The following is a 20834-nucleotide window of genomic DNA, read 5'->3' on the forward strand; positions in this document are numbered from 1 at the left end:
GCTACCTGCCCTTCCGCGCGCCGGCGAGCCCATGGGACGCGGCGCGCGCGGCCCCGTGCCCGCCAGGTGCCTGCGTGCGGCGCTCGCGGTAGTTGAGCCATTCGCGCACGAGCGCCAGGACCACGCTCGCGCCCACGATGAGGGCGAGCACATGGAAGGCCAGGTGCATGCCGTCCATGAAGACGTCCGGCCTGCCCGCGACGTAGCTCGTCACGGGGTAGCCGATCGAGCTCGACATGCCGCCATAGAGCAGGGCCGAGCCAGCCGTGATGCCGACCGCCTGCCCCAGGTAGCGCATGAGGTTGCCGAGCGACCCCACGAAGCCGAGCGACCCTTCGGGCGCGTGCCCCATGACCATGGAGTTGTTCGGCGCCTGGAAGATCGCGCTGCCGAGCGAGGTGAACATGATGCAGGGGATGAGCACGAAAAGCGGGGTGTCGAGCGCCACGAACCCCATGATGGCAAGGCCGCAGGTGTAGATGACCTGCCCCACGAGCGTGGGCTTCTCGCACCCCATCTTGTCCGAGACCGCGCCCGAGATGGGACCCACGATGGAGTTCACGAGCGGATAGCACGCCATGATGAGCCCGGCCGCCCCGGCGCCGATGCCGCGCGCCTCCTGCAGGTAGTACGGGAAGATGAAGGTGTAGGCGGACATGGCGAGGAAGACGAGGGCCATGTTCACGAGGTCGATCACGAAGCGCACGTCCCGGAAGACCCCGAGCGTCACGAGCGGCGAGGTCGCGTGGTTCTCGACCACCACGAACGCGGCGAGCAGCACCGCGCCGCCCGCGAGCATGCCGATGGTGAGCGGGGTGACGCCGCGCTCCATGAGCGTGATGGCGAAGAAGATGGCGAGGATGGCCGGGATGAGGAGCGCGGTGCCGAGGGCGTCGAACGACGGGCGGCGCGCGGGGCGATGGTTGCGGAGCACCTTGAGGCCGATGATGAACGAGATGACGCCGATGGGCAGGTTGATGATGAAGATGAACTCCCACGGCAGCGACGCCACGATGAGGCCGCCGAGCGTGGGGCCGCACATGGCGCCGAGCGCGGTGAAGGTCGCCACGAGCCCGAGCGCGCGCCCGCGGCTCGTGGGGAAGGTCTCGGTGATGATGCCCTGGTTGTTGGCGAGCGACGCGGCGCCGCCGAGCGACTGGACGGCGCGGGCGACGACGAGCAGCTCGAACGTGCCGGAGAGCGCGCAGAGCGCCGAGCCCGCGGTGAAGAGCGCCACGCCCACCTGGAAGATGCGCACCTTGCCGAACATATCGCCCAGGCGGCCGAACACGAGGAGCGCCGCGCAGGTCACGATGCTGTAGATGCTCGCGACCCACTGGATGGACGCCATGTCCACCCCGAGCTCCTGCTGCATGGAGGGCAGCGCGACGTTCACGATCGTGCCGTCGAGGATCTCCATGAACGTCATCGCGAGGATGACCACGAGCGCCGCCGCCGTATGCCCGCGCGGCACGTCGCTCACCAATCCAACCGGCTTCTCGTCTTCCATCTGCATCGCCTTCCATAATATGACTATTCACAACGAATAGTCATATTATGCCCATGGCCGAGGTTTTGAAAGGGGCGGCGAAAGGTTACGAGGCGGACCCGCGATGCCTGGCCTTGCGCTCGTCGCGCAGGCGGGCGCGGTCGAGCGCCGCCTCGGCGGCGGAGAAGCGGCAGCCGCAGTACTGCTGGCGGTACATGCCGAGCTCGCGCGAGCGGCGCGTGGCCTCGCCGTACCAGGGACGGAAGTCGCGGATGACGGGCGTGAGGCCGTTCGCGGCGGCGAGGCGCGCGAGCACGTCGTTGCAGGTCTCGAAGAGCTGGTAAGGGGACACGGCGAGCGTCGTGGCGATATGCGTGAAGCCCGCGCGCTCGGCCACGCGGCACGCCTCGGCCAGGCGGAGCGCATAGCAGGCCCGGCAGCGGTGACCACGGTCGCGCGCACCGATGGGCGCCACCGCGCGCTCCCAGCGCTCGCGGTCCTCCCCCGCCTCGATGAGCGGGATGCCCTCCGCGGCGCACCAGCGGCGGAGCTCGGCGAGGCGGCGGTCGTGCTCCTCGACCGGTTGGATGTTCGGGTTCGTCCAGCAGATCGTGGGCTCGAAACCCTCCTCGACGAGCAGGCGCACCGGCTCGAGCGAGCAGGGCGCGCAGCAGGCATGCAGCAGCAGGCGCGTCATGGGCGCACCTCCCCGTGCGCGTCCGCGCCAGGAGCGGCAGGCTCGTCCCCGGCGGCCTCGTCGCCCGCATCGTCCGCGCCGAAGAAGCGCACGCCGGACGCCGTGTCCTCGCAGTGCGTGATGAGCGGGTCGGCGGCGATCTCGCGCACGTACTCCCAATCGCCCGCGCAGCCCGAGAGGTGGAGCGTCGCCGCGAAGGCGCCCGCCACGGGGCAGCCGCATGCGAAGCCGGCGGCGATCAGGGCCGCGGTCACCACGAACGTCGGGGCGAGCGCGATGACGAGGTACTGCGCGCGGGTGTAGATGACGCCCTCCGTGCTCGCGTAGAGCATGCCGCGCTTCCAGTTGGCGCCGAAGGTCACGCGCGCGCCCGCCGGCGCGAATGCCTTGAAGAAGATGCCGTGCACGAGCTCGTGCGCGATGAACGACACCGCCGTCGCCACCGCGACCCAGGCGATCCACAGCACATAGTCGATGAAGCCCCGGCCGTCCGCGGCGAAGATGCCCGAGAGCAGCCCGTCGAACAGCCCGGGCGCGAACATCGCGAGCACGATGCCGAACACGAGCGTCGCCCCGAGCCCGATGACGAAGGCGGCCGCGGAGTCCTGCGCCACGCGGCGGAGGAACCCCTCGTCCTCGAAGGTCTGTATGTCGCCTCGGAATCTCATGCGCCCAAGCATACACGCAATCCGGCGCGCTGTGCCATAATGGGCACGTAATTGGACGGTTCGACCATATCTGCAGGAGACCGCATGGCACCCAAGCTCAGCATCGATTCGCGCCCCACCTGGCCGCGCCGCGCCATCGTGACGGCCGGCATGCCCTATGGCAACAAGAACCTGCACTTCGGCCACGTGGGCGGCGTCTTCATCCCCGCGGATTTCTACGCGCGCTTCCTGCGCGACCGCATCGGCCGTGAGAACGTGCTCTTCGTCTCGGGCACCGACTGCTACGGCAGCCCCATCATGGAAAGCTACCGCAAGCTCCACGACGAGCAGGGCTACGATCGGTGCATCGCGGACTACGTCGAGGCGAACCACGACCGCCAGGCCGCGACGCTCGCCGGCTACGAGGTGGAGCCGGACTTCTTCGGCGGCAGCGCCCTCGAGCCCGCCGCGCACGTGCACGAGCAGATGACCGACGAGATCATCCTGCGCCTGAAGGAGCGCGGCGTGCTGGAGAAGCGCGCCACGAAGCAGTTCTACGACCCGAAGGCCCAGCAGTTCCTGAACGGCCGCCAGGTCATCGGCCGCTGCCCCATCCAGGGCTGCAAGTCGGAGAAGGCCTACGCCGACGAGTGCGACCTCGGCCACCAGTTCGAGCCCGAGGAGCTCATCGCGCCCAGAAGCGCCCTCACCGGCGAGACCCCGGAGCTCCGCCCCGTCGACAACATCTACTTCGACCTCCCCGCCTACCTCGACTTCCTGAAGCGCTACACGAAGGGCCTCGAGGGCGACGAGACCGTGCGCCCCGTGGTGGTGAAGACGCTCGAGGAGTGGCTCAACCCGCCGCAGCTCTACATCCAGAACAAGTTCCGCGAGGCGTTCGACGCCATCGAGGGCCAGCTTCCGCTGCACACCGTCACCGAGCCGGAGGGCAACAAGAGCTCGTTCACCGTCACGTTCCCCAGCTGGCGCGAGCGCGACGCGGCGCACGAGGTGCTCGGTGCCGCCGGCGTGCGGTTCCGCTCGGGCAAGGCGCTCGTGCCCTTCCGCATCACGGGCAACATCGAGTGGGGCGTGCCCGTCACCGACGAGTGCGGCTGCGCGGGGCTCACGTGCTGGGTGTGGCCCGAGAGCCTCTGGGCGCCCATCAGCTTCACGCGCACGGCGCTCGGCGCGGACGAGGCGGCGGGCGCGCACCGCTGGTCGACGGACGACTGGCGCGCTTGGTGGTGCGACCCCGATGCGCACGTCTACCAGTTCATCGGCCAGGATAACATCTACTTCTACGGCATCGCGCAGACGGCGATGTGGGAGGCGCTCGGCTGGGACATGCAGCAGAGCACGCTCGTGGCGAACTACCACGTGCTCTACATGGGCAAGAAGGCCAGCTCGAGCAGCAAGACGCCCCCGCCGCCCGCATCCGAGCTACTCGGCCACTACAGCGCCGAGCAGCTGCGCGCGCACTTCCTGTCGCTCGGGCTCGGCGAGAAGCCGGTGAGCTTCAGCCCCAAGGCGTACGACACGCGCGAGACCGGCAAGAACCCGGACGGGACGGCGCTGCTCGCCCGCGACGACAAGCGCGTGATCGACCCGGTGCTCAAGGAGGGGACGCTCCTCACGGGCGTCTTCAACCGCCTCGCGCGCTCGTGCTTCTACGGCGTGGCCGAGAAGGAGGGCGATCCGAGCGCGGTGCGCACGGGCTGCATCCCGGCGGGCGCCGCCGCGCCCGAGGTGGCCGAGGCCGCGGAGCAGGCGGTCCTCGCCTTCGAGCAGGCCATGTGGCGCACGGAACTCCATCGCGCGCTCGGCGTGTGCGACGCCTACCTGCGCGCCGCCAACAAGCGCTGGAGCGACGCGAGCAAGGCCGCCAAGGCGGCGCAGAAGGAGGATCAGGCCGCGGGCGACGCGCTCATGCACCAGGCGCTCGTGGACGCCTTCCTCGAGCTGCGCGTGGCGACCGTCCTCATGCACGGCATCGTGCCCGCCGGCTGCGAGCTCATCTGCGAGTACTTCGACATCGCGCCCGAGGCGTTCTTCAGCTGGGAGCACCTGCTCGATCCGATGGACGCCTTCGTGGCGAGCCTCGGCGAGGAGCCGGGTGCGCATCGCGTGAAGGCGCTGCCGCCGCGCTTCGACTTTTTCTCGTTCTAAGCGGCGCGCGCAAGACGAGCGATTCCTGCTGCGGCGGTCGGGTGCCTAGCGCTCGGCCGCCGTTCCCTTTGAGGCGACGGCGCCGGTGGGACAGACGTGGTAGCAGTTGCCGCACTCGTCGCAGCGCTCGCCGATGATGCGCATGGTGCCGCTCGGGTTGGCGGCGATGGCCTTGTGCGTGCAGGCGCGGGCGCAATCGCCGCAGCCGATGCAGCGGAACGGGTCGATCGAGAGGCCGGGCTCCTCGAACGCGTCGCCGCCGAAGGCGAACCGCTCGCGCTGGATCTTGTGGTCGCGGTGCACCATGTTGAAGTCGTAGTCGTAGTACTCGCCATGGAAGCGGTCGAGCACGAACACCACGGTCTCGGGGTACTTCGCGATATCGTAGACGGCGACGTTGAACAGCGGGTTATCCGCCGCCTTCGCATCGACCTCCTCCTGGGTGAGCTCCCGCACCGTGCCGGAGACGCGCACCATATACCCCGGCTGGAAATGCGGCATGTTGTCGTCGTCCCAGGTGCACGGCGCCGCGGTCTTCTCGGCCGAGACGCTGAGCGCCCTCCCCTCCTTGAGCTGGCGGTAGAACGGCTTCACGCGCATCGTGCGCAGGTAGAGGCCCTCGTCGTCATAGGCGAAGAAGTGCGCGATGCGGCTCTCGACCCCGCCCGCGCCGTCGAGCGTGGCGAAGCTGCAGCAGCCCGCCGCGTCGAAGAGCCGGTACACGTCCTGCATGGTCTTCATGGGTCCACCCTTCCCTGCTCTCAGGCGACCGCCCCGCGGCATGGCCCGGGCGCGCCACCTGCACCTAACCCGCCAGCGCGCGCCAGCGCTCCGCGAGGTACGCGGCGTGCTCCGCCATGAGGTCGAAGCCCAGCAGCTCCTCGCAATCCTCCGAGACGTTCGAGACGGAGTTCGCATCGATGAGATAGGCTGCGTCCGCGGCCTCGATCACATCGAAGCTCCCGAGCTCGAAGCCGAGGAGCTGCGCGGCCGCCTCCGCAGCATCGACGACCGCGCGCGGGCAGTCCTCGTACGCCTCGTAGGTCGAGCCCACATGGTAGGAGGAGAGGCCGTTCGCGGCGATGCTGCGCTTTTGCACGTGGGCGGCGCGGCCGGCAACGATCTCGATGCGCGTGAGGAAGCCCGCGCGCGCCGCGAGGTATTCCTCCACGATGAAGACCGTACCCTCGGGCGCCGCGGCAAGGAAGCGCCGCGCCTCATCGGCGTCATGCAGCACCGCCGTGCACGCGGAGCGGCCGCCGCAATCCGGCTTGATGACGCACGGGTACGCGAGCGCCTCCGGGTCGATGCGCGCGGGCACATCGCAGGCGAAGACGCGCGGCACCGCGAAGCCGGCGCCGCCGAGCGCTTCGGTAGCGGCGCGCTTGCTCACCTCGAAGGCGTGCGCCCGTGCCGGGTTGACGAGCACGATGCCGCGCGCCTCGACCTCGGAGACGACCTGCGCCATGTGCTCGTGGGAGCGGGCGTGCCCGCGCGCGAGCGCGCTCGCGAACACCCGGCTCGCGAGCATGGCGCAGGCAAGGGTTGCCTCCACAGCATCCGGTCGCTCCATATCGATGAGCCGCACGGGCACGCCGCGCGCGCAGAGCTCGGTTGCGAGCTTGAAGTCCGACCACTCGCTCGATTCGTAGAGCACGCCGAGCACGGGCTCGGCGGCGCAGGCATCCACCGCGCTCACACGCTCCATTCCAGCAACCTCCCCAAAAACCGCTCGAGCTCGGGCGTACCCGGGCTCTGGAAGAGCCGGGCGCTCTCCCCGTACTCCAGCAGCGCCCCGCCGTAGAGGAACGCCACCTTGTCGCACGCGTGGCGCGCGAAGCCCATCTCGTGCGTCACGACGATGAAGCGCGCGCCCGCGTCCTTGAGGTCGCGCAGCATGTCGAGCACCTCGCCCGTATACTCGGGGTCAAGCGCGCTCGTGGGCTCGTCGAGCAGCAGGAGCCCCGGCCGGGGAGCCACGGCGCGCGCGATGGCCACGCGCTGCTGCTGCCCGCCGGAGAGCTGCGCCGGGCGCTTCTCCGCCTCGGCCGTGAGGCCGAACCGCTCCAGGAGCTCATCGGCGCGCGAGCGCGCCTGCGCCTCGTCGACGCCGTGCACGGCGCGGAGCGGCAGCGCGATGTTCTCGCGCGCGGTGAGGTGCTGGAAGAGCCCGCCCTGCTGGAACACGAAGCCCAGGCGCGCCCGATACGCGCAGAGCTCGTCCTCGCGCTCCGGGAGCGGCCGGCCATCGAGCTCGACCGTCCCGGCACTCGGCGGCAGGAGCCCCGCCATGATGCGCAGCAGCGTCGACTTGCCGCCGCCCGAGGGGCCGATGATCGCGAGCGTGGTCACGTCGTCGTCGAAGTCGACGCCGCGGAGCACCGCGCGCCCGTCGAAATCCTTGGACACGCCGCGCAGACGCAGGTGCAGAGCCTGGCCGTGCGGCGCGGTGCGCGAAGACGCCATCGCTACCCCAGCCTCCTCTCGATGACGCGGCTCGCGAAGGCGAGCGGCAGCGTGAGCACCAGATACAGCGCCCCCAGCAGGAAATAGCAGCCAAACAGGTTGAAGTTCGTCGCGCTGATCTCGCGCATGGTCTGCGTGAGCTCGATGACGGCGATGACCGAGAGCAGCGACGAGTCCTTGATGACGCTCGCGAACTGCCCGGTGAGCGCGGGAAGCGTCCGCGCGGCGAGCTGCGGCACCACCACGTAGCGCAGCGCCTGCACGCGGGTGAAGCCCACGGCGCGGGCGGCCTCGAGCTGCACGGGATCGATGGAGAGCAGGCTGCCGCGCATGATCTCGGCGATGTAGGCGCCCTCGAAGACCGAGAGAATCGCCACGCCCGCCACGAACCGGTTCTCGATGCCCCAGGCCGTGCCGATGATGTAGAAGAAGAGGTAGATCTGCACGAGGAGCGGCGTGCCGCGGATGATCTTCACGTACAGGTCGCTCAGGTAGCGCACGACGAGCACGCGGCTGCCCTGCGCCACCGCCACCACGATGCCGATGGCGAGGCTCATGAGCAGGCTCAGGGCAGAGATCTGCAGCGTAAGCATGAAGCCGTCCGCGATGCGGGAGCCGTAGCGCGCCACGAAGCTGAAGTCGAGCGAGACCCCCACCGAGATGAGCGCCGCCCACACGCCGGCGACCACGAGGGCGCATACGAGCAGGTAGTTGAACGCGGCGCGCAGGGGCGGCACGCGCCCGGTCGCGGGCGCGATGAAGGGGTTGCGGGACGCTGGTCCTGTCATGGGCATCTCCCTCCCTGAGCGCGGGCTACTCGAAATCGAAGAACCAGGTGAAGCCGAGCTCGTCGAAGGCGGCCTTCTCCTGGGCGAGGTACTTCTCCGTGAGCGCATCGAAGGTGCCATCCGCGCGGCTCTGGGCGATGAACTCGTTCAGCTGATCGAGCAGCTCGGTGTTGCCCTTCTGCACCGCGATGCCCCAGTACTCCGGGTCCTGGAAGGGGATGAACACGGCCTCGGTGGTGTCCGGGTTCGCCTCGTGGTTGCGATAGATGGTGAGCTGGTCGTAGAGGAAGCCGTCCGCGCGGCCCTGCACGACCTCCGTCACGCAGGCGCTCTCGTCGGCAAGGCGGAGGATCTCGGCGTTCTCGAGGTGGTTCGTGGCGTAGACGTCGCCCGTGGAGCCCGTCTTGACCGCCACGGTCATGCCCTCCTGGTCGAGGTCGGCCGCCTCGGCGATGCCGCTCTCGCTGTTGGCGAGGATGGCGAGCTGCGCCTGGGCGTACGGGTCGGAGAAGTCGACCGTCTCCTCGCGCTCTGGGGTGATCGTGATGGAGCTCATGACGCAGTCCGCGCGTCCGGTCTGCAGCGACGGGATGAGCCCGTCGAAGGCCGTGTTCTCGATGGTGACGTCGTAGCCGTACGCCTCGCCGAAGGCGCGCATGAAGTCGACGCTCACGCCCGCGGGCTCGCCCGCGTCATCCTTCGTCTCGAACGGCGGGTAGGCAAGCTCCATCGCCACGGTGAGCTTCGAGTCCGCACCGGAGGCTGCCGAGCCCTGGGTTGCGCCCTCATCCGAGCTGCACGCGGCGAGCGCCGGCGCTGCAAGCGCCACGGCGGCAGCCGCGAGCGCGCCGCGGCGGGTCACCGCCATACCGCCCACGCCACTCTCCGTATCCTGCATGTTCCGTATGTCTTGCATGGTGTGCTCCGTTCTCGTATGCATATCGTTCGCTCCCCCGCCGCGCCCGGGGCGCGCAGGGTGCCTGCCGGCCGCTCGCGCATGGCGCGATCGTGCTCGGGCGACGGGACGCGGCGTTTCACGGCCTGTCTCGTCGATACCCGCTCGACGGGGCTTCCCTGTGGTTGATAGTAAAGTATTTGCGCGCGCATCGGCACCCCACAGTTCGTCCACACGGCGAGCGGGCGCGCAAATCGCCTGAATCGGCATGGAGAATCGATGCGCGGGAATGTGTCCGCCCCCACGCGGGCGCGCTCGGGCATAATCTGCTGGTTCGAAATGCAAAGGGGGGAAATCGATGCGGAACGAACTTACCTTGCGGCGCGCCGAGGCGGGCGACGCCGAGCGCGTGCTCGCCATCCTCGAGGACGGCAAGCGGTCGATCGCGCGCTTCGGAATCGCGCAGTGGCAGTGCGGCTACCCCAACATTGGCTCCGTGCGCGCAGACATCGACCAACGCGCCTGCTACCTGGCAGAAGACCCCGCGGGCAGGGCACTCGGCGCCATCTCCGTGCTCTTCTGCCCGGATGCCGAGTACGACGCCGCACCGGTCGCGTGGCTCACGGGCGACGCGGCTGCCGAGGGGCGCGCGGGCGCGTCCGAGCCCGTCTACGCCGCCGTCCACCGCTGCGCCACCGCCGCCGAGGCGCTCGGCCAGGGTGTCATGTCCTACCTCTTCGCGCAGGCGGAGGAGCTCGCGCGCGCTGCCGGCCGCCGGAGCCTGCGCATCGACACGCACCCCGGCAACGCCGCCATGCGCGGCTTCCTCGCCCGCCAGGGCTTCACCGAGCTCCAGGAGTTCGAGCTCACCACAAAGGGCGACACCGAGCGCGACCTCACGCGCATCGCCTACGAGAAGCTCGTCTGAACCCGCCGTTGGGAGGCACCGATGCAGAAGCTCTATCTCATGCGCCACGGCCAGACCGTCTACAACACCCAGCACATCCTGCAGGGCCGCTGCGACTCGCCCCTCACCGATGAGGGCATCGCCCAGGCGCGGCGGGCGGCTGCGTGGCTACGCGAGCACGGGCGCGACATGGAGGCCGTGGACCTTGCCGCCTCCTCGCCGCTCGGGCGCGCCGAGGCCACGCTCGACATCGTGCGCGCCGAGGTCCCGCAGCTCGCAGGAGCCGAGCGCGCCTCCGTACCCGGTCTTGCGGAGCGCGACTACGGCACCTTCGAGGCCGGCCCCGTCGAGCGGCTCGGCGTGAGCCCCTGGGATCCGGGAGATGCCGCCGTGCGCCGAGGCGGCGAGACGAACGCGTGCGCGCGCTACCGCATCGTGAGCACCCTGCGCTCGCTCATGAATAGCTGCGAGGGCAACGTCCTCGCTGTGAGCCACGGCTCCATCAGCCTCGCCTTCAAGACGTACTGGGCGCCGTATGCCCGCTGCGCGCAGGACGTGCCGCTCGGCAACTGCTGCATCCTCGTCTTCGAATACGACCGCGCACGGCGCGCCTTCGCCAACACGGAGATCGTCAACCCTGCATAAGCGCGGACGCGAGGGCGCGCGGGCTAGCGCTTGCCGTGGGAGTTTCGCCAGATCTCGCGGCCGAGCATGAGCGCGAGCACGAGCGCGAAGAAGTACCCCAGAAAGCCGATGATGGGGATGCCGAAGATGACCGGCTCGATCTTTGCGTAATAGACCACCGAGGAGCCGATGAAGAGGCCCGCGATGACGATCGACATCGAGAGGCGGTCCACGATGCCGCCCAGGCGGCGCAGCACCGCGTCGGACCCAAGCACCTCGGCGTTGATCTTGAGCTGCCCGCGCGTGAGCATGCGCGACGCGAGCCCCAGGTACTCGGCGGTCTGCAGGTTCCCCCGCGCCGCGCGCACCGCGCCCTTGCCGAACTCCTCGGCCGCCTCGCGCATCCGGGCGTAGGCGCTCTTCTCGTGCGCGATGTGCACCTGGATGATCTCGATCATGTTGACGTCGGGCAGGTACTCCGTGAGCAGGCCCTCGAGTGTCACCATGCCGCGCGCGAAGAGCGTCACGACGCTCGGCAGCTCGATGGAGTTCTTCCGCGCCAGGTTGATGAGCGTGGTGAGGAAGCGGCCGATGTCGAGGTCCTTGAGGTTCGCGCTGCCGAAATCCTGCACGATGTAGTCGAGGTCGGTGAGGAAGGCCGTGTGGTCGATGGAGGCGGTGTCTCCGCGCGAGACCGCGAAGCGCATGAAGGCGTCCTTGAGCTTGGGGACGTCGCTCTCCGCCACCGCGAAGATGATCTCCTTCACGATGCCGCGGTCGTGCTCGGACATGCGGCCCACCATGCCGAGGTCGATGAAGTAGATGACGCCGTCCTTCAAGATGATGTTGCCCGCGTGCGGGTCCGCATGGAAGAAGCCGTCGTCGAGCACCTGCGTGGCGTAGTCGTCGACGATGCGCTCGCCCACGTCGCGCAGGTCGTACCCGGCGCGCTTGAGCGCGGCGGGCTCGGAGATCGATATGCCGTCGATGTAGTCCATGACCACGACGTGCTCGGTGCACAGCTCGAGGTACGAGCGCGGGCAGGAGATGCCGGGCGTGGATTTATGGTATGCATAGAACTCGCTCAGGTTGCGCGCCTCGGCGAGGAAGTTCGTCTCCTCGCGGAACGACCGCCACAGCTCCTCGACCACCTCGCGCATGTCGATGATCTGCTCGGTCTTGATGAAGCGCGTGACGTGCCGCGCGAGCGACCGCATGATGTCGATGTCCTGCGCCATGACCTGCTGCGCGCCGGGGCGCTGCACCTTCACCGCCACGTCCTCGCCCGTGACGAGGCGCGCGCGGTGCACCTGCGCGAGCGAGGCCGACCCGAGCGGGTTCGGGTCGACGGCGTCGAAGATCTCGCCGAGCTCCTGGCCGTACTCCGCCTCGAGGCACTCGAGCACGACGGGGTACGGCACCGGGTCGACCTCCGTGCGCAGGCGGCGCAGCTCGTCGCAGTAGCGCTGCGGCAGGATCTCCGAGCGGTTCGCAAGGATCTGCCCCATCTTGACGAACATGGGGCCGAGCTCCTCGAGCATCCGGCGCAGGCGCACGGGGGTCAGGTCGTGCCAGACCTCGTACTTGCGGGCGATGCGCAGGATCTCCGCGATGCGCCGCCGGCGGCCGGTGAGCGTGAGCTGGTACTTCTCGGTATCCGCCATCGCCTCGGGCTCGTCGGGCACCTCATCGACCGCGCGGGCGCGCCGGAAGCTCGTGCGCGAGGGCACGAAGTCGGCCTGCTCCGCCGCGGCGTCAGCGGCACCCGCGGGTTCCGGGCTCGGTTGTATCGTCTCATCCTCAGCGCGGCCCATGGTCATAGGGCACCGTTACTGGGCGGGGGCGTCTTCTGAGGCGTCCTCGGAAGCGTCGTCCACGGTCTCCTCGACCTCGACCTCCTCGGTCTCGACCTCGACCGACTCGACCGGCACCTCGACGGCGGCGTCGGGCGCGTTCGCCACGAGCTCCTCGACGTGCGCGATGAAGGCCGCGCGCTCGGTCGCCGAGAGCGGGCGCACGCGCGCGAGGATGAGCTCGTCCAAGATGCGCTCGGCGACGGTCGCGCCCTGGGCGCTCATGCGCTCGGTGACGTCGTGGAACGTGCCGCCCGCGCGCTCGAACGCGTCCGCCATCGAGCGGCCGAAATCGGTGTCGGCCGCATCGGCGCGCACCTGGGCGCCGCGCGCGGTGAGATCGTCCAGGAACTCCTTGCCCTTGTCGGCCGCCATCGCGGCGGCTCCCAAGCTCACGTTGACCATGTTGTTCATGAGGTCTTCAAACGATGTGGCCATGATGCCTCCCTAATCCGCATGAAGCCGGCCTTCCCATCATCGGCCGACATGCCCCTCTTGTACCCCGATTCACCCACACGAGATGATAAAAACCAGCCTGTCTGGGTTTTATCACTCAGCGCTCGTTGTCGGACATCGCGAAGCCGTTGCGCATGGCGCAGCTCATGGTGTAGAGCACCTTGGCGAGCAGATCCTCGGTGGCCTGCTTGAGCTTGACGGCGAGCGCGTCGTTCGCGCGGGCGAGGCACGGGCGCACCTCCCCTTCCGGAAGCGCCGCCGCCTCGGCATCCGTCCGGTAGAGCATCGCGTGCCCCGCCGCCGCCATCTTCTCCTGGTAGCCCTGGACCGCCGCCGCGTTCTCGTGGAAGCGCGCGTCGGCGAGGGCGGCGATGAGGCGGTTCGCCCAGTAGAAGCTCTCGCTCGTCACGCGGGCGGTCGTGTTGCCCAGGTACTCCGGCAGCGCGTCGACGTTCGCGTAGAGAGGCACGAGCGCGTTGAAGGGGTTCGAGCCGAACGCCATCCACTGCACGGCGCGCCAGCCCTCGGGCGCGTAAGGGCGCAGCTGCAGCACGGCGAGCTGGCCGTTGCGGTTGATGCCGATGGGCCGGTACAGGCCGCGCGAGGCCGGGGTGCCCTTGTAGCCGTAGGGGTCGAACGGCGTGCCCTGGTAGTGGGCGGAGAGCACGTCCTTCACGTCCTCGATGGTGAGCTTGCGCTCGGGGACGCGCGCCCACGGGATGTCATCGGACTCGGGCGTGAACGCCGCGGCCGGGCCGTCCCAGCCGTCGCCCGGGTTCAGGCAGCGCTGCATGTACCAGGCGCGCGGCGTGTTGTACACGTGGTCGGTGTCGGTGTGGCTCCCAAACGCCTCGCGCGGGTTGAAGATGTCGCCGGCGAGCACGCCCGCGCGCACATCCTCGAGCAGGTCGAGCAGGTCCTGGTCGGCCCCGTCCCCCGCTTCGCCCCCATCCGCATCGACGAGGTCGTCGTAGAGCTCGTCGAAGGCGTCGAGCTTGAGGAGCGTGAGGTCAAGATGGTGCGCGTGCATCCAGGAGCGCAGATCGGCGCTCGCCATGTGCTCGACCTGGTCCCCCTCGGCGTCCGCGAGGTCGAAGTAATCGATCCCGAGCTGGTTCGGCATGGTCACATACGCATCGTCCGGCACGCGCTTCGCGATCCAGTGGTGCCCGCCGATCGTCTCGAGCCACCAGATCTCGTCGACGTCCGAGAACGCGACGCCGTTCATCTCGTAGGTGCCGTAGCGCTCCAGGAGCGCTCCCAGGCGGCGCACGCCGTCGCGCGCGCTCGTGATGTAGGGCAGCACGAGCGTGACCATGTCCTCCTCGCCGATGCCGCCGGGCTGCTCGGCCACGTAGCCGGGCTCGCCCTCGACGCCCTCGGCGGGGCGGTAGGTGACGAGCGGGTCCGCGCCGAGCACGCGCGGGTTCGAGGTGATGGTCTCGGTCGCGCTCATGCCGACGTTGCGCTCATTGAAACCTGCCTCCGCCCAGGGGCCGTGGCCGGGGATGGCGTCGGGAACCGCCGTGTAGCGCATGGGGTCGTCCGGGAGCTCGATGGTGAGATGCGACGCCGTGGAGGTGTAGGTGCGCGGCTGGTCCTCGGGGTGCACGACCGTGAGGCGCTTGGGCTCGAACTGGCCGTTGGGGGAATCCTCGTTGCGCGCGACGATCGTCGACCCGTCGTAGCTCGCGCTCTTGCCGATCAAGATGGTGGTGCAGGCCATATGCCCTCCTTACCCCGAAGCACCCGCAGGTGCCGTCCCCGCGCGCGGCGGAGCCTTCGTGTCATGGCATCAGTGTAGCGCTCTGCAAGGGATTCGAATGCATGCATATTTTATGGCACGAACGCGCACGCGTCGGGGTATCATCTTTCACCAGTGTCCGCGCCCGCGGGCACGCTACCCGCTCCGCCGGAGCGTAGATGAGGAAGGTACAGTATGGCAACCGGTACGGTCAAGAAATCGTTCTTCCGCGAGAAGGGCTACGGCTTCATCGCCCCCGATGACGCGCCCGAGAACGCCTCGAAATCCGACGTGTTCGTGCACTTCAGCGCCATCCAGATGGACGGCTACAAGTCCCTCGACGAGGGCGATCGCGTCGAGTACGAGATGGGCCCGGGCAAGAAGCCCGGCGAGACGCAGGCGATCAACGTCCGCAAGATCGGGTAAGCACGAGCGTACCTCGTTTGCCCGCGAGCGCCCGGCCGCATGGCTGGGCGCTTTTTTCATATCAAGGCGCGGCCGAGCCTATGCGCGCGGCGGCTGCATGCCCAGGTGCTCGAAGGCGGCGAGCGTCGCCATGCGGCCCTGCGGCGTGCGCACCATGAGCCCGCGCTGCAGCAGGTACGGCTCGTAGACGTCCTCGAGCGTCGAGGGATCCTCGCCCACCGCGCTCGCGAGCGTACTGAGCCCGACGGCGCGGCCATGGAAGGTGCGCGCGAGCGTCTCCAAGATGCGGATGTCCATCCAGTCGAGGCCGAGCTCGTCGATCTCGAAGAACTCGAGCGCCTCGCGCGCGATGTCCACGTCGACCGACCCGCCGCCGCGCACCTGCGCGTAATCGCGCACGCGCTTGAGCAGGCGGTTCGCCAGGCGCGGCGTCCCGCGCGAGCGCGAGGCGATCTCGGCGGCGGAGTCGTAGTCCACCGAGACCCCCAGGATCGCCGCGGACCTGAGCACGATCTGCGCGAGGTCCTCGACGGAATAGTAGTCGAGCCTGAACGAGATGCCGAAGCGGTCGCGCAAGGGGCCGGTGAGCATGCCCGAGCGCGTCGTGGCGCCCACGAGCGTGAAGTGCGGGATCTCGAGGCGGATGGAGCGCGCCGCAGGACCCTTGCCGATCACGATGTCGAGGGCGAAGTCCTCCATCGCGGGATAGAGGACCTCCTCGACGGAACGGTTGAGGCGATGGATCTCGTCGATGAACAGCACGTCGCCGGGCTGGAGGTTGGTGAGGATCGCCGCGAGGTCGCCCGTGCGCTCGATGGCCGGGCCCGAGGTGGTCTTGATCTGCGCGCCGAGCTCGTTGGCGACGACGGTCGCGAGCGTGGTCTTGCCCAGGCCGGGAGGACCCGAGAAGATCACGTGGTCGAGCGTCTCGCCGCGGCTCTGCGCGGCCTCGATGAGGATGCGCAGGCTCTGCTTGATGTGCTCCTGGCCGCAGTAGTCGTCGAGGCGCTGCGGGCGCAGGCTCCGCTCGACGTCGAGGTCATCCGAGGTGAGGTTGCCCGTCACGAAGCGGTCGCCATGCGACGAGCCCGCGGCGGCCCCGCCGCCCCGGCGCGGCACGTCCTCCCATAGGTCTTGGCTTGCGTCCGCTTCCCACATCATGCATCCATCCCCAGTCGCTTCAACGCGGCGGCAAGCAGGTCCTCCACCCGCATGCCGTCATCATCATACCCGTCGAGTGCGAGCTCCGTCTCCTGCGGCGTGAAGCCCATGGAAAGGAGCGCGACGCGGGCATCCTCAAGCGGACTCGTCGCGGCGCGGGCGACGGGGATGCGCCCGACCGCCGGCGCGGGCGCGCCCGCGAGCTCGCGGTCGTTCGCAAGGGAGCCCTTGAGCTCGAGCACAAGGCGCTGGGCGGTCTTCTTCCCCACGCCCGAGACGGCCGACATGCCGGCGAGGTCCTCGGCCATGACGATGGCGTACACCTGCGAGACGGTGTACTTCGACAGCACGGCCAGCGCGAGGCGCGGCCCCACGCCCGACACGGCGACGAGCCGGTCGAACATGGTGCGCTCCTCGGGCGTGGCGAAGCCGAAGAGCGCCACGGCGTCGTTGCCCACGCGCATCCGGGTGAAGAGGCGCGCCTCCTCGCCGAGCGGCGGCAGGGAGGCCGCGGTCATGCCGGAGATGCCCACCTCGAAGCCGATGCCCGATACGTCAAGCACCGCGACGGAGGGCGTCGCCTCGACGAGCGTTCCTCTAAGCTGAGCGATCATGCGTAGGGGTTTCCCTTCTCCTTGATGTAGGCGCCGTTCGTCGCCGCCGCGGTGCGCCAAAGGTTGGCGTGGCAGATGGCGCACGCGAGCGCGTCCGCGGCGTGGTCCGGCTTGGGATCGTGATCGAGGTGCAGCAGGTTCCGCACCATATACGTGACCTGGTGCTTATCCGCGGCGCCCGTGCCCACGACGGCCTGCTTGATCTGCATGGGGGTGTACTCCCCCACCTCGACGCCGGCGAGCGAGCACGCCACGAGCGCCGCGCCGCGGGCGTGCGCGGTGGGTATGGCGGAGCGCACGTTCGCGCCGAAATAGATGCCCTCGACGGCGGCGGCATGGGGTTGATAGCGGTCGACCACCATGGTGAGCTCGTCCACGATGCGCCTCAGGCGCGACGCGAGGTCGGCATCGCTCGCCGTATGGATGCACCCGTACGCGCGGCAGCGGCACGCGCCCCGCCGCTCCTCGATGATGCCCCAGCCGGTATTCGCCAGACCCGGGTCGATGCCCAAGACGACCATGCGCGCCCCCTCTCACGTGCTCACGAACATTTGTTCTACTATAGCACAGCGGAAGGGCGTGCCGGCCGAGAAAGCTCGTCCTGAGAAAATCGGGCGCGCGGGACGCCGCGAGGGCGACCAAGCCGAAGTGCCGCGCCGCACAATCACCTAGTTGCGCGAGAAGAAGGGCATGCCGTGGGAGCCGGCGAGCCTGCCGCCCCCTTGCTCGAAGAGCTGCTGCAGCGAGCGCTGGATCTGTTCCTCGACCTGCGGAAGATTCGCGCCCAGGCGGGCGCGGCCCTCCTCCGAGCCCAGCTCCTCGAGCTGCTCCGGCGTGATGCCGAGCAGGTTGCTCACGAAGCCCACGAGTTCGTCGCGCATGCGCTCGCCCATCTCGGCGCCGCGCGACTCGGCCCGCTCGAGCTCGGCGCGCACGAGCGCCTCGAGCGTCTGCGGCTCCGCCCCGCGCAGCCCGAGCTCGGACCACGCAAGTGATGCCGGCCAGGCGCGCTCCGCGAGCGAGCACGCAGAGACGGACGGGTACCCCGGCAGCGCGCGGCGCGCCGCCTCGCCGTGGCGGACGAGCATGAGCAGCACGGCGACGGCATCGGGGCGCTGGGAAGCGAGCGGGATCTCGTCGAAGGGCAGCGCGCGGTCGATATGCGCCTCGAGCACGCCGTCGACCTCCGCCGGTCCCAGGCTCCGCAGGAGCTCTGCCGCACGCGCGCCGAATTCCGGTGCGATGCGCGCGGGAAGCGACGCACGCGCGAGGATGCCCGCAAGCGCGGCACGAACCGCGCGGAGCGTGGCGAGCGGCGCGGGCAGCGTCGAGCCCGAGCCGTTGCGCCAGCGCGCGAGGAACTCGAGCGCCGTGAGGTACACGTCACCGAACGGCGCAACCGCCCCGACGGGGCCCGCCGCGCAGGCGTCGGGCGCGAGGGCGTAGTCGGTCTTGCACAGCGCGCGCACCGGCAGCGCCTGCTCGCGCTCCGCGACATCCGCGAGCACCATCTGCTCGAAGGCATCGGCGGCGCGCGCGGAGGCGCCCGTGCGGCCGCGCTCCCCATCGGTGCCGGCGGGCGGGGCGTCTCGGTCCAAGAGCTCGGAGAACGCCGGCTCCACGCGCTCCACGGTGCGGATGCGCAGGCCCGAGGCGACCGCGCGCGCCCGATCGAGCCGCTCGCGCTCGGCCTCCTCGTCCTGCGGCGTCAGCGCCCGGGCGCGCTCGATGACGATGCCCACGACGTTGCGGGAACCGAACGCGTCCACGCAGAGCGCCGCCGCGAGCGAGCTCGGCAGGTCGCCCGCGAGCACCACCGCTGCCCCGCCGATGCCGCGCGCACAGGCGGCATCGGCGAGCCAGAGGCGCAGCGCCTCCCAGAGCCATTCGCTGCGGTCGAAGTGGGGCAGCAGATGGTCCTCGATGCACGGCACCGTGATGCCGCGCTGCACGTCCTGCACGAGGAGGGCCTCCTCGAAGCACGGCGCCGCAGCGATGACGCGCCCGCAATCGTCCATGAAAAACGAGCCCCCGGTGAAGGCCGTCTCGTCGAAGCCGCCCACCGGCGCGACGCATGCGAGCCACATGCTGCGCTGGGCGACCTGCGGGCGGAAGTGCCCGTCGGCGACCGACGCGACCGCGGCCGACTCCGCGCGCGCGGCGCAGAACGGCGCCGCCTGGAAGTAGATGACCACGTCGCAGCCGGTGGGCACGAGGTCGATATCGCGCTCGAAGTCGAACACGGGCGCGCAGCGCAGGCCGTCGACCTCGAACACGGGCGGCTGCCACAGATCCTCGCCCGCCCGCTCGCCCCGGAGGGCGGCGAGCGCGCGGATGGGCACGACGCGCCCCTTCCTGAGCAGGAACGTCTCGAAGAGCGCCGTCCCCTGGTACTCCACGACCGCGGGCACGAGCAGGGCGATGTCGAGCAGGGCGACGCGCTCGGAAAGCGCGGAGAGCCCGGAGAGCATATCGTGCATGAAGCCGCGCGACGCCATGAGCATGCCGGGCATCGTGCCCGTGAGGAGCGGGGCGGGGGCGCAGAGCAGGCGCGCGCCCTGCTCGTGCGCGATGACGGCCTGGCTCTCAAGGCGGCCGCAGATGGCGTCGATGTCCCCCAGACGCATGTCGACCTGCGCGATCGCGATCTTCATACACGCCCCCTCCCCCGTGCCCCGAACGAGCAGCATGGTTTCGATTGTACGCGAAAAGGGGTCACGCGCGGCGACCCCTCATCACATCGGTTGCGATTCGGCGCGCAGGCTCACCCGCGCGCCCTGTGTGTGGAACTAGGTGGAACTAGAACTCGGCCTTCCAGAGCCCGTGCAGGTTGCAGTAGGCGTACACGGTGCCGGACTTCACGCCGCCGGGGAAGTAGGTCGTCGGCGACTGGCCGGGCTTGAGGACGTGCATCTCGAGCCTGCCCTCGGCCTCGAGCACGATCCACTCGATGTAGTGCTCCTCGAGCATGGGGTGCTCCGTCGAGCCGACGGTCACGTGGATGAGCCGGCCGTCGCTCTCGATCTTGATATCGGGGACGTGCTTCTCCTGCGCGGCGTCGGTGCTGCCTGCCACGAGCTCGGTGTAGCCGCTCGGCGCGGGAACGTCCGCCGACGGCGCGATGATCAGATGCTTCTCGGAATCCTGGAAGAACGCTGCCATGATTGCCTCCTACGGTTGATGTGCGAATAGGCGTACGGCTCGATTATGCCCGCTCGGCAGCGGTGCTAGTCATGCGCGGCGCATGCCCACCGCTCGTCCACGCCGATAACCACCAGCCCGTCTCGGTGTTGTCGATCGCGGCGCCGGGGTCTCGGGCACATTCTTTCACTTCTCCTCCACAAACGGCGGCCACGCCTATACAATATCTTCATATGCACACGCGCCAAGAGACGCAACGTTGCGGACGCGTGGGAAAGGACATCGCATGGGATTTCGCTCCTGGCTGCGCGAACGGTTCTCGCGCAGGTCGCGGAAGCGTACGGCGGCGGATACACGCACCGCGCCGCGCGCTGAAATCGCACCCGGGCTCCCCGCGGACGAATGGGAAGAGGTTCCCGCATACCTCCCCGTCGACCCCGCCGAGCACATGCCCGCGTGCATCATCGCCTCGGCCATCGCCGCAGGCGCCTATGAGCACAGCAAGCTCGTGGTGAGGCGCGTGAGCGTCGCCAACCCCGAGCATCGCCGCGTCGCCGTGATCGCCACGGCACTCGGCGCGGGGGCGCTCGATAAGAGCACCTTCAGCGTGAAGCGCATCTACAAGAAAAAGGAACAGAAAGGTATGGGAAGCGAACATGCTGCGTAAATTCAAGATCTCGATCGACGGAACCCAGTACCTCGTGGAGATGGAGGAGGTCGGCGCCCCCGCGGGTGCCGCCCCCGTCGTCGCCGCCCC

General features: G+C 69.4%; 21 protein-coding genes. 5 read left to right on the top strand and 16 right to left on the bottom strand.

Features of this window, described 5'->3' with window-relative positions:
* Window position 1: 1 nt before the first annotated feature.
* The 3 genes from BN423_RS03720 to BN423_RS03730 form a co-directional block, all read right to left on the bottom strand.
* The gene (locus BN423_RS03720) at window positions 2-1510 is read right to left on the bottom strand and encodes an MFS transporter (RefSeq protein WP_232385487.1); all 1509 of its coding nucleotides are present in this window, start codon (window positions 1508-1510) and stop codon (window positions 2-4) included.
* A gap of 85 nt (window positions 1511-1595) precedes the next feature.
* Window positions 1596-2186 (bottom strand): epoxyqueuosine reductase QueH, encoded by a 591-nt coding sequence (locus BN423_RS03725; protein ID WP_019238924.1) that lies wholly within the window; start codon window positions 2184-2186, stop codon window positions 1596-1598.
* Window positions 2183-2854, bottom strand: coding sequence for a DUF3267 domain-containing protein (locus BN423_RS03730; protein ID WP_019238925.1), 672 nt, complete (start codon window positions 2852-2854; stop codon window positions 2183-2185). Before BN423_RS03730 ends, BN423_RS03725 begins: the two co-directional genes overlap by 4 nt.
* An 84-nt stretch (window positions 2855-2938) precedes the next feature.
* Between BN423_RS03730 and BN423_RS03735 the strand changes: the two genes are divergently transcribed.
* Complete coding sequence (locus BN423_RS03735; protein WP_019238926.1) at window positions 2939-5002, top strand: class I tRNA ligase family protein; 2064 nt, start codon at window positions 2939-2941, stop codon at window positions 5000-5002.
* 45 nt (window positions 5003-5047) lie between these two features.
* Here the strand turns inward: BN423_RS03735 and BN423_RS03740 are convergent, their stop codons facing one another.
* The 5 genes from BN423_RS03740 to BN423_RS03760 form a co-directional block, all read right to left on the bottom strand.
* Window positions 5048-5743 (bottom strand): 4Fe-4S binding protein, encoded by a 696-nt coding sequence (locus BN423_RS03740; protein ID WP_019238927.1) that lies wholly within the window; start codon window positions 5741-5743, stop codon window positions 5048-5050.
* A gap of 64 nt (window positions 5744-5807) precedes the next feature.
* Window positions 5808-6710 carry an ATP-grasp domain-containing protein gene (locus BN423_RS03745; RefSeq protein WP_019238928.1) on the bottom strand — a complete coding sequence of 301 codons (903 nt, stop codon included), beginning with the start codon at window positions 6708-6710 and terminating at the stop codon, window positions 5808-5810.
* A complete protein-coding gene (locus BN423_RS03750) occupies window positions 6698-7468 on the bottom strand; it encodes an amino acid ABC transporter ATP-binding protein (RefSeq protein ID WP_019238929.1) in 771 nt (256 codons plus the stop codon). The genes BN423_RS03745 and BN423_RS03750 overlap by 13 nt, the downstream gene beginning before the upstream one ends.
* Window positions 7469-7470: 2 nt before the next feature.
* Complete coding sequence (locus BN423_RS03755) at window positions 7471-8256, bottom strand: amino acid ABC transporter permease (protein WP_019238930.1); 786 nt, start codon at window positions 8254-8256, stop codon at window positions 7471-7473.
* A gap of 25 nt (window positions 8257-8281) precedes the next feature.
* Entirely contained in the window at window positions 8282-9172 is an 891-nt protein-coding gene (locus tag BN423_RS03760; RefSeq protein ID WP_019238931.1) for a transporter substrate-binding domain-containing protein, read from the bottom strand.
* Between the two features lie 337 nt (window positions 9173-9509).
* On the opposite strand from BN423_RS03760, the gene BN423_RS03765 reads away from it, so the two are divergent.
* Window positions 9510-10079, top strand: coding sequence for a GNAT family N-acetyltransferase (locus BN423_RS03765; RefSeq protein WP_019238932.1), 570 nt, complete (start codon window positions 9510-9512; stop codon window positions 10077-10079).
* Between the two features lie 21 nt (window positions 10080-10100).
* Window positions 10101-10703: a histidine phosphatase family protein gene (locus BN423_RS03770; protein ID WP_019238933.1), complete on the top strand. Its 603-nt coding sequence runs from the start codon at window positions 10101-10103 to the stop codon at window positions 10701-10703.
* A gap of 23 nt (window positions 10704-10726) precedes the next feature.
* Here the strand turns inward: BN423_RS03770 and BN423_RS03775 are convergent, their stop codons facing one another.
* The 3 genes from BN423_RS03775 to BN423_RS03785 all read right to left on the bottom strand — a co-directional run bounded on the left by BN423_RS03775 (window position 10727) and on the right by BN423_RS03785 (window position 14717).
* On the bottom strand, window positions 10727-12502 hold the full coding sequence (locus BN423_RS03775; RefSeq protein ID WP_019238934.1) for an ABC1 kinase family protein: 1776 nt from the start codon (window positions 12500-12502) through the stop codon (window positions 10727-10729).
* Window positions 12503-12511: 9 nt separating this feature from the next.
* Window positions 12512-12973 (bottom strand): hypothetical protein, encoded by a 462-nt coding sequence (locus tag BN423_RS03780; RefSeq protein ID WP_019238935.1) that lies wholly within the window; start codon window positions 12971-12973, stop codon window positions 12512-12514.
* A gap of 115 nt (window positions 12974-13088) precedes the next feature.
* Window positions 13089-14717, bottom strand: coding sequence for a C69 family dipeptidase (locus BN423_RS03785; RefSeq protein ID WP_019238936.1), 1629 nt, complete (start codon window positions 14715-14717; stop codon window positions 13089-13091).
* A gap of 213 nt (window positions 14718-14930) precedes the next feature.
* Here BN423_RS03785 and BN423_RS03790 point away from each other — a divergent pair, with 213 nt between their 5' ends.
* Window positions 14931-15161 (top strand): cold-shock protein, encoded by a 231-nt coding sequence (locus BN423_RS03790; RefSeq protein WP_019238937.1) that lies wholly within the window; start codon window positions 14931-14933, stop codon window positions 15159-15161.
* Between the two features lie 78 nt (window positions 15162-15239).
* Here the strand turns inward: BN423_RS03790 and ruvB are convergent, their stop codons facing one another.
* The 5 genes from ruvB to BN423_RS03815 form a co-directional block, all read right to left on the bottom strand.
* Window positions 15240-16319 (bottom strand): Holliday junction branch migration DNA helicase RuvB, encoded by a 1080-nt coding sequence (ruvB, locus tag BN423_RS03795; RefSeq protein ID WP_019238938.1) that lies wholly within the window; start codon window positions 16317-16319, stop codon window positions 15240-15242.
* A complete protein-coding gene (gene ruvA, locus BN423_RS03800) occupies window positions 16319-16936 on the bottom strand; it encodes a Holliday junction branch migration protein RuvA (RefSeq protein ID WP_019238939.1) in 618 nt (205 codons plus the stop codon). The genes ruvB and ruvA overlap by 1 nt, the downstream gene beginning before the upstream one ends.
* Window positions 16933-17457 carry a crossover junction endodeoxyribonuclease RuvC gene (gene ruvC, locus BN423_RS03805; RefSeq protein WP_019238940.1) on the bottom strand — a complete coding sequence of 175 codons (525 nt, stop codon included), beginning with the start codon at window positions 17455-17457 and terminating at the stop codon, window positions 16933-16935. Before ruvC ends, ruvA begins: the two co-directional genes overlap by 4 nt.
* 147 nt (window positions 17458-17604) lie before the next feature.
* Entirely contained in the window at window positions 17605-19590 is a 1986-nt protein-coding gene (locus BN423_RS03810) for an NAD(+) synthetase (protein ID WP_019238941.1), read from the bottom strand.
* A 145-nt stretch (window positions 19591-19735) separates the two neighbouring features.
* Window positions 19736-20098, bottom strand: a complete 363-nt coding sequence (locus BN423_RS03815) for a desulfoferrodoxin family protein (protein WP_019238942.1) — start codon at window positions 20096-20098, stop codon at window positions 19736-19738.
* Between the two features lie 265 nt (window positions 20099-20363).
* Here BN423_RS03815 and BN423_RS03820 point away from each other — a divergent pair, with 265 nt between their 5' ends.
* On the top strand, window positions 20364-20744 hold the full coding sequence (locus BN423_RS03820) for a hypothetical protein (RefSeq protein ID WP_019238943.1): 381 nt from the start codon (window positions 20364-20366) through the stop codon (window positions 20742-20744).
* Window positions 20745-20834 lie beyond the last annotated feature (90 nt).

Origin of the sequence: Enorma timonensis (assembly GCF_000321165.1) — a bacterium.
GTDB lineage: Bacteria > Actinomycetota > Coriobacteriia > Coriobacteriales > Coriobacteriaceae > Enorma.